At 61.8% G+C, this 8,039-nt stretch carries 5 protein-coding genes; 4 read left to right on the top strand and 1 reads right to left on the bottom strand.

From position 1 onward, the window contains the following. Nucleotides 1-601 precede the first annotated feature (601 nt). Nucleotides 602-1,924 (bottom strand): aminotransferase class III-fold pyridoxal phosphate-dependent enzyme, encoded by a 1,323-nt coding sequence (locus ACFYOW_RS46725; protein ID WP_387298160.1) that lies wholly within the window; start codon nt 1,922-1,924, stop codon nt 602-604. A gap of 404 nt (nt 1,925-2,328) precedes the next feature. Between ACFYOW_RS46725 and ACFYOW_RS46720 the strand changes: the two genes are divergently transcribed. The 4 genes from ACFYOW_RS46720 to ACFYOW_RS46705 all read left to right on the top strand — a co-directional run bounded on the left by ACFYOW_RS46720 (nt 2,329) and on the right by ACFYOW_RS46705 (nt 7,975). Next, a complete protein-coding gene (locus tag ACFYOW_RS46720) occupies nt 2,329-3,822 on the top strand; it encodes an aldehyde dehydrogenase family protein (RefSeq protein WP_387298158.1) in 1,494 nt (497 codons plus the stop codon). A 381-nt stretch (nt 3,823-4,203) separates the two neighbouring features. Next, nucleotides 4,204-5,319 carry a substrate-binding domain-containing protein gene (locus tag ACFYOW_RS46715; RefSeq protein WP_387298156.1) on the top strand — a complete coding sequence of 372 codons (1,116 nt, stop codon included), beginning with the start codon at nt 4,204-4,206 and terminating at the stop codon, nt 5,317-5,319. Nucleotides 5,320-5,366: 47 nt separating this feature from the next. Continuing rightward, nucleotides 5,367-6,908: a sugar ABC transporter ATP-binding protein gene (locus ACFYOW_RS46710; RefSeq protein WP_387298154.1), complete on the top strand. Its 1,542-nt coding sequence runs from the start codon at nt 5,367-5,369 to the stop codon at nt 6,906-6,908. Next, nucleotides 6,905-7,975 carry an ABC transporter permease gene (locus tag ACFYOW_RS46705; protein ID WP_387298152.1) on the top strand — a complete coding sequence of 357 codons (1,071 nt, stop codon included), beginning with the start codon at nt 6,905-6,907 and terminating at the stop codon, nt 7,973-7,975. The genes ACFYOW_RS46710 and ACFYOW_RS46705 overlap by 4 nt, the downstream gene beginning before the upstream one ends. Nucleotides 7,976-8,039: the final 64 nt, after the last annotated feature.

Genomic DNA, 8,039 nt, shown 5'->3' with positions numbered 1-8,039 from the left:
CCGTCTCGCAGACCATGTTTGGCGTGTCATGATCGCTGATGAACGGCAACAAACCCAGGCGGCGGGCTCCGGAGGACACGCGGGGGCGACTCTGTAATCCAGCGCGGCCAGCTCAACCCCGTCAGCCAACTCTTCGGACAAGTCACTTCCGGAACCCGCCGCAGCCCAGCCTACGACCAAAACCATTCCGGCAGCTTGACAAACACAGAGGAACCCCCAAGTTGCCGTCTATGCGTGCCCCTACTCATGGCTGACTACCCAGTCGCCTCTGTGTGTTTCGAGGAGCGCTCCACCGTCGGGTCCGGAGCCGATTTCTTGCCTATGTACCACGCGTGTAGCCAAGCGCCAATTTCCCCAACTCGAATATCGAATTGTTCGCGATTCAATCCAAATTCGATCATTGTGTCCACTCCGCTGGGGCCGCCATATGGGATCCATTCGATGTAATATCGCAGCATTTCTGCCTCATGCCTGCTGAGCGGCGATCCTCTGAAACGATATCTTTGGCTCGACATGAACTGAACTTCTTTCTCGGTATTTCAAATTTGCTCCAATGGCGTCAGCCTCGATGTGCATCCATGGGCCTGGCCCTCCGGGCGGGTCACCTGCTCGCCCAGGCCAGAACCTTGGCAATGATCGCGATGCCGCGCTCGGCCTCGCCATGCGTGATCACTGCGGGTGGTGTGACGTGGATGCGATTCTCGATGATGAGTGGGAGGAGGCCTTCGGCCAGCAGTTGTGCCCTGATGCGCCCGATCTGGGCCGCCGGCAACAGCGCTCGCGTTTGCTGGTCAGACACCAGCTCGATGGCCCACATGACACCGGATCCGCGCACCTCGCCGACGATGTCTGAGCTCGACTCGAGCTGTCGGAGGGCTGGACCGATGGTGCGGTCGCCCACGCTGGCCGCGTTCTCGACCACTCTTTCCTCTGCCATCGCGGTGATCGCCGCAACGGCTGATGCTGCTGCCAGGGGGTGTCCAGAGTATGTGAGTCCACCCGGATAGACGCGATCGTCGAAGTGGTGCGCGATATCGCTCGGGACAATGACGCCGCCGAGTGGTACATAACCTGAGTTCACGCCTTTGGCAAAGGTGATGAGGTCGGGGCGGACACTGAACGCATCGAGTGCGAACCAGTGGCCCGTCCGGCCGAAGCCGGCCATCACCTCGTCCAGGATGAGCAGGATGCCGTGGCGGTCGAGAACGTCGCGCAGGCCGGAGAGGTAGCCCGGTGGCGGCGTGAGGACGCCCGCAGAGCCAGGAACGGTCTCGATGATGACGGCCGCAATCGTGCTCGGTCCTTCCAGCTCGATCACGCGTTCGATGTGTTCCAGCGCTCGCTGGGCCTCCTCCTCCTGAGTGGTGGCCCAGAACGGGGATCGGTACAGATACGGCCCGAAGACGTGGACGTGACCATGGGAGAATTCGTTCTCGATCCGCCGCCAATCTCCCGTCGCAGCGATCGCGGCACCGGTGTTGCCGTGATACGAGTGGTAATGCGAGATGACCTTTCTGCGACCGGTGAACAGGCGGGCCATCCTGATTGCGTTCTCGTTCGCATCGGCGCCACCGTTGGTGAAGAACACCTTCTCGAATCCTTCGGGTGCGCGCTCGCGAATGAGCCGCGCCGCTTCGGCGCGCACTTCGTTGGCATGACTGGGAGCCACCATGGCCAGCCGTGCCGCCTGGGCTTGGATCGCGGCAACCACCTTCGAGTGCCGGTATCCGAGGTTGGCGTTCACCAACTGGCTCGAGAAATCGAGGTATTCGCGACCCTCGAAGTCCCACAGGGTGGATCCGCATCCGTCCGCGAGCGCGAGGGGCTCCAGGGTGCCCTGCGCCGACCAGGTATGCAGGACGGTTGAGAGGTCGGCTTTGGCAACCTCTGCGTTGCTCGGAGTCACTCCGGCGTGGATCGACATGAAAGCCCGCTCCTTCGAATTGCAGACGGATGGTGGTCGACCGGCCGACGCGCTGTAGGTCGGCTACGTACTGGTTCGGTCTAAGTCTCTGATCGAGGCTAGCAGATTGTTCATCACTTTTGATGGATTCAGAGGATGGTGGCTCGTGCTGGATTTGAGAGATGTGGTTGTACTGCAGATTCGCCTGCCTGTGGCATTCATTATTGTTGGACAATCATTGACAGAGAGCTGTTTTGGGCAGTAGCGTCGGCTATCGGATAGCGGTAGACGATTCCGGTAGCCAGGAAGCTTGATCCAGAGAACCGCTGCGCGCACGACCCTCAACGGCTCGTATGGCGGCGAATGCCAGTCGAGCTGAAGCCTCACACGAGAGAGCCACACATCAGATGACGACGATCGACCCAGTGAAGACATACGTCTCCGGGCATGACTTCAAGATGCTCATCGGCGGACAGTTCACCGATGCGGCCGACCGCGAGCGGCGCGACGTGAGTAATCCGTCGACAGGCGAGCTCATCACCAGCGTGCCCTCGGCCGGCGCGGTCGATGTGGAGGCGGCCATCGCCGCTGCTGCAGAGGCGCAGTCTGCGTGGGAGGCACTCGGGGTGGGCGGACGCGCCGCGTGCATCGAGAGGTTTGCCGACCTAGTCCGTGAGAATCGTGAACGGCTCGCGATGCTCGACGCAATCGATTGTGGCAATCCTGTCGATGCGATGCGCGGCGACATCGACATATGCGAACCGTATTTCGACGGCTGGCCCGCCTTCGCGAAATCGATGAGTGGCGACGTGATTCCGGCTAGCCAGGGCAACCTCCACTACACTGCGCACCGTCCTTACGGGGTCGTCGGCCGGATCACCGCGTTCAATCACCCGGCGTTCTATGCGATCACCCGCCCGCTGCCCTCGCTGATCACCGGCAACACGCTCGTGATGAAGGCATCGGACGAGACCACGCTGTCCACACTTGCGCTGGCCGAGCTTTACGCGGAGGCGTTCCCCCGGGGCGTGGTCAACATCGTGAGCGGCGGTGTCTCGGCCGGTGACGCGATCGTCACGAGCTCGCAGATCAAGCGCATCGGCTTCACCGGGTCGGTATCGACGGGCCTTTTGATCCAGCGACGCGCGTCAGAGTCCGGCTACATCAAGCACATCTCGCTGGAACTCGGTGGGAAGAACGCGATGGTGGTCTTCCCGGATGTCGATCTCGAGGAGGCCGTGGAAGGCGCCATCTTCGGGATGAACCTCAATGTCTGCCAGGGGCAGTCATGCGGTTCCAACTCTCGGATCCTGGTCCACTCTGCCATCTATGACGAATATGTGAGTTTGTTGTCCTCGAAGCTCGACCGCTACCGCGTCGGTGTCGCGTACGACGAATCCACCGACGTCGGGCCCGTGGTGAGCCAGGCCCACTCGGATCGTGTCAATGACTACATCGCGGCCGGCGTGGCCGAGGGTGCCACCTTGGTGCGCGGCGGAGGGCGTCCCGACGGTGTGCCCGACGGTGGTCACTTCATCGAACCCGCACTGTTCGCCGACGTGACCCTTGATATGCGCATCGGGCGCGAAGAAATCTTCGGCCCGGTCATGTCCGTCTTCCGGTGGGACGACTACAACGCGATGATCGCGGAGGTCAACGCGCTCGACCTCGGGCTGGCTGCGAGTGTGTGGACCAATGATCTAGTGATCGCGCACAAGACCGCCGACAGCCTCAACGCCGGTTATGTGTGGATCAACGACTCGACCCGCCATTACTTCGGCACCCCGTTCGGGGGAGCGAAGAACAGCGGACTGGGCCGTGAGGAGTCCGCCGACGAACTGCGCTCGTTCCTCGAACAGAAGGTCGTCCACACTCGGTTGGGCGATCCTCGAGGTGCCCTGAGCCGAATGCTGGGCTAATGGCTACATCTGGGCATACCCTCGTGCCCGAGCCAGCGGCCGACCGGCGTTCGGCCCCGGCAGCCCCTCACCTGCTCACTTGTGATTGTTCATCACTTTTGTGAGAAAGATGCAGCTTCGGCAGTGGCTCTCAAGCCGGCGTGCTAGTCAATGGACAGGCGAGCAGGGGCAAATCGTAAAATTCGAGCCCGAGGTGGCGAAATACAACTCTCGCCCGCGGATCAACTCGAGTGGATATGCGAAAGTTGGACAAAAAAAATGTTCAACAATTCAGAAAAATAGAGTAGTGTGACGCAGAGCATCGACGTCGGCTCGATCGACATAGTCGAACCGCCGGCGCGAGTGCGGAGAAGTTTTCGGCAAGGAGAGGCCAAGCCAGCTATGACTGCGCAGAAAAATTGGATTGTGTTGTGCGCGGTGGGGCTGGCTTTGCTCCTCGCCGGCTGTGGTGGCGGGTCGACCGTCAAGATGCCCGAGGCGGCCAAGCAATATACCTGGACCAGGCCCGCACTTGCGACCGACTCGACAGGGAAAGCGGAGGAGCGGACATACGCCTCGGTCGAGGCAGGAGCGGGGAACGGCGCTCGCCTCTGCGTTCTCTTTCCGCACCTCAAAGACCCTTACTGGGTGGGCCTGGCCTATGGCACGTGGGTCGAGGCGCAGCGGACCGGAGCGTCGTACGACCTGTACGCGGCCGACGGCTACGGCGACCTGCCCAGGCAGATCGACCAAGCGCAGGACTGTATCAACTCCGGGAAGTATAACGCCCTGGTCATCGGCGCGATCTCCGGTGACGGCATCTGCGACACGATCCGGCAAGCCCTCGAGAAGCATATGGTCGTCGTCGACAGCGTCAACGGGACGGCGTGCGGCGCCGAGGTGACGTCCAATCCACGTTACGTGCGCACGCTTGTCAGCTACTACGTCCTCGGCCAAACGGCCGCCAAGTACATCGCGGGACTCGGCCGAGAGCTGAACCTGCTGGCATTGACCGGCCCCCAGGGCGTGCCGTGGTCCGACAGCTTACTCGCAGGGTTGGCGGACGGGCTCCAGGGCAGCAAGGCCAGAATCGTGGCGGCGCCACGCGGCGACATGGATGCGACCGTGCAGCTCAATCTGGCCAGCGACGCCTTGAGCGCCGATCGGTCCATCAATGCCGTGTTCGGCACGTCGGTCACGATGTCGGCCGGGGTTACTGCTGCGCGTGATTCGGGGCGCAAGGACATCCAGCTCTTCAATGGTGCACTCGACGTAGACAGCTACAAGGGTATCAAGGATGGTCAGATCGCCGTCGGTGCCAGCGATCTCGGCCCGATCATCGCACGCATGGCAATTGACACGGCGGTGCGCCTTGTCACCGCGCCCGACAGCGTTACCTACCGTGCGATCGGCCCCAAGCCGATCCTGGTCGATCCGCACACGATCGGCGACGTAGCTCGGGAGGACATCTTGGCCCCGCCCGGCTTCAAGCCGGTGCTCAACTTCAACGCGAAGTAGGAATAGCGAGCCGATAACTCGTAACTCCTCACACTATAAGGAGACCAATGTCTGATGAGGAAGCCGTCCCCGTGCTGGAGCTGCGAGGGCTCGGGAAGCGATTCGGCGCGGTAGCGGCACTCGAAGACGTCTCGTTGAAGCTGCACGCCGGTGAGTGTCACGTTCTCCTCGGTGAGAACGGAGCCGGAAAGTCGACACTGGTCGGTGTCATTCTCGGATTCCATCAGCCATCATCGGGAGACCTGCACATCAGGGGAGAACGCGTCGAACGCTTTTCACCGCAAGTCGCACGCTCTTCCGGGGTAAGAGCCGTCATGCAGGAATTTAGCTTGTACGAGAGCTTGCCCGTCTATGCGAACCTGTTCCTTGGCAGGGAGGAACGGACATTCGGGCTCAGGCGGAAACGAGTCATGCGCAAGGAGGCGCGCGAGCTGCTGGCCGAGATTGATGCGCCGTTCGGCGCCCATGACATCGTCGCCAACCTGACGCGTGCCGAGCAGCAGCTCGTCGAGATATGCAAGGCCCTGACCCGTCGAGGCGATCCGGGTGTCATCCTTCTGGATGAACCAACGGCCGCGATCTCCGACGGCGAGGTGAATCGTCTATTCACGATCTTGCGACGTCTCAAAGCCGAGGGCTGGGCGATTCTCTACATCAGTCACCGCATGGACGAGCTTCGAAGGATCGGGGACCGAGTCACAGTTCTTCGTGACGGTCGGCTCGTCGCTACTCATGCTATCGACGAGGTTTCCGACGACCGGCTCATCACCGAGATGTCCGGACGCGAGCTGAACAGAAGTCCGCACGCCAAATCGACTGTCGGCCGGTCGGGGTCCGTTGTGCTTGCTGTGGAGCACCTGGCGACCAGGAATCGGAAGGTGAGGGACGTCTCCTTCGAACTCCGATCCGGAGAGGTCTTGGGAATCGGCGGTCTGGTCGGCTCGGGCAAGGGTGATTTGGGAGCGGCGCTGTTCGGGATCACACCGCTGGCAGGGGGAAGGATCACTGCTTCGGGCGCATCTGTGCGTTCCCCGTCGTCTCGCACGATGTGCCGGCTCGGCTTCGGTCATGTGGCCGAGGACCGCAAACGTGCAGGTATTCTTCCCGACACCGATGTCGCCCTGAACATCATGATCGAGCGGATCGCTACCACACGACGTATCGCACGCTGGGGCTTTCTGCGACGCGGAAGAATGCGAGAACAAGCCGACCGGCTTATCGGCAAATTCGATGTGCGTCCACCAGGTGCCGCCGACATGCCGATCTCCCACCTCTCCGGCGGCAATCAGCAGAAGGCCCTCGTCGCTCGCGCGCTGTCGACAGAGCGCAAGGGACTCATCGCGGTCGAACCAACCGCAGGCGTCGATGTCGGCTCCCGGCTTCAGATCTACAAGCACCTGCGCCATGAGTGCGAGAACGGAGTCGGAGTACTCCTGATCTCGTCGGACGTCGACGAACTGGTGAGTCTCAGCGACCGGGTTCTGGTGATGAGTAGCGGCACGGTGTCCGCAGAACTCGAAGGTGCGGATATCAACGCCGACGCGATCGTCGGTGCGTCGTTCAGCTCGACCCAAGGAGCACTCTTGTGACCGAAAACATCATTCTCGACTGCGCAACCGGCCTGAAGCGCACACCCAGCACACCGACGGACTGGATAGTGCGGCAGTTCGGAGCCGTCGGACCGCTGCCTGTGCTCCTCCTGATCGCCTTCGGGTATTTCGCTGCGGCGGCACCGACATTCGCGACGGTGACGAACATAACCGACCTCCTGCAACGATCGGTCTTCCTTCTCCTCATGGCCAGCGGGCAACTCCTGATCCTTATCACAGGTGGCTTCGACCTGTCGGTCGCGGCAGTGGTCTCGTTCGTCAGTATCGTCGGCTCGCAGGTGATGACGAATACCTTCGTCGACGGAACCGGCAGCAGCGAGCTCGTCGCTGTCCTCGTGAGCCTCGCGATAGCGGTCGTAGTCGGTGCGATCGTCGGCTTGGTGAACGGGCTGGGTGTCGCGCTGTTGAAGATCAACCCATTCATCGTGACGCTGGCGGTCGCCACGATCCTCGGCGGCGTCACTCTGATAGTCAGCGGCGGTGTCACGGTCGGCGGACTCCCGGACCTCTACAGTCGCCAGATTGCCAGTGGGAATTTGATCGGAATCCCGTGGCTCGTCGTACTGACCGCGCCGGTTATCATCGTCCTCTTCGTCCTCACCAACTACAGCGTCTTCGGAGTTCACCTCTATGCATTGGGCGACAATGCGACCGCGGCGCGGATCGCGGGTGTACGAGTGGACCCGGTGATGATCATCGCTTACGTCATGGGAAGCGCGCTCACGGCGTACGCCTCCTGGCTCCTCACAGCTCGCATCGGTAGTGGACAACCCACAATGGGGGGCAGCTACACGATGGAGTCCCTGACTGCGGCGATCATCGGCGGTGCCTCGTTGCGCGGAGGAAAAGGCACCATCGTCGGCGTTTTCCTTGGTGTGTTGTTCATGCAGATCCTGACCAACGGCATGAACCTCATGCAACTGGACGCAAATCGACGCCAGATCGCGATCGGCCTCGCACTGGTCCTTGCCGTGCTCATTGACCGGCTGCGGAACCGCGCACGCGATGCATCGGCGGCCAAGCTCCGTTCCGAGCACGCGCAATGACCGGGACGGCTACGTACCGCCCGCCCGGGCCATGACGATCGACGTCGAGGTCGCGATGGTTTGC

The organism is Nocardia sp. NPDC006982 (genome assembly GCF_042869435.1).
Lineage (GTDB): Bacteria > Actinomycetota > Actinomycetes > Mycobacteriales > Mycobacteriaceae > Nocardia.
The sequence above is the reverse complement of the archived record's forward strand: the minus strand, read 5'-3'. Positions and strand labels throughout refer to the sequence as shown.

What these genes read in the sequence shown, in the direction of transcription:
- ACFYOW_RS46725 (WP_387298160.1), bottom strand. Translation starts at nt 1,924, where the DNA reads ATGTCGATCCACGCCGGAGTGACTCCGAGCAACGCAGAGGTTGCCAAA.
- ACFYOW_RS46715 (WP_387298156.1), top strand. Translation starts at nt 4,204, where the DNA reads ATGACTGCGCAGAAAAATTGGATTGTGTTGTGCGCGGTGGGGCTGGCT.
- ACFYOW_RS46710 (WP_387298154.1), top strand. Translation starts at nt 5,367, where the DNA reads ATGTCTGATGAGGAAGCCGTCCCCGTGCTGGAGCTGCGAGGGCTCGGG.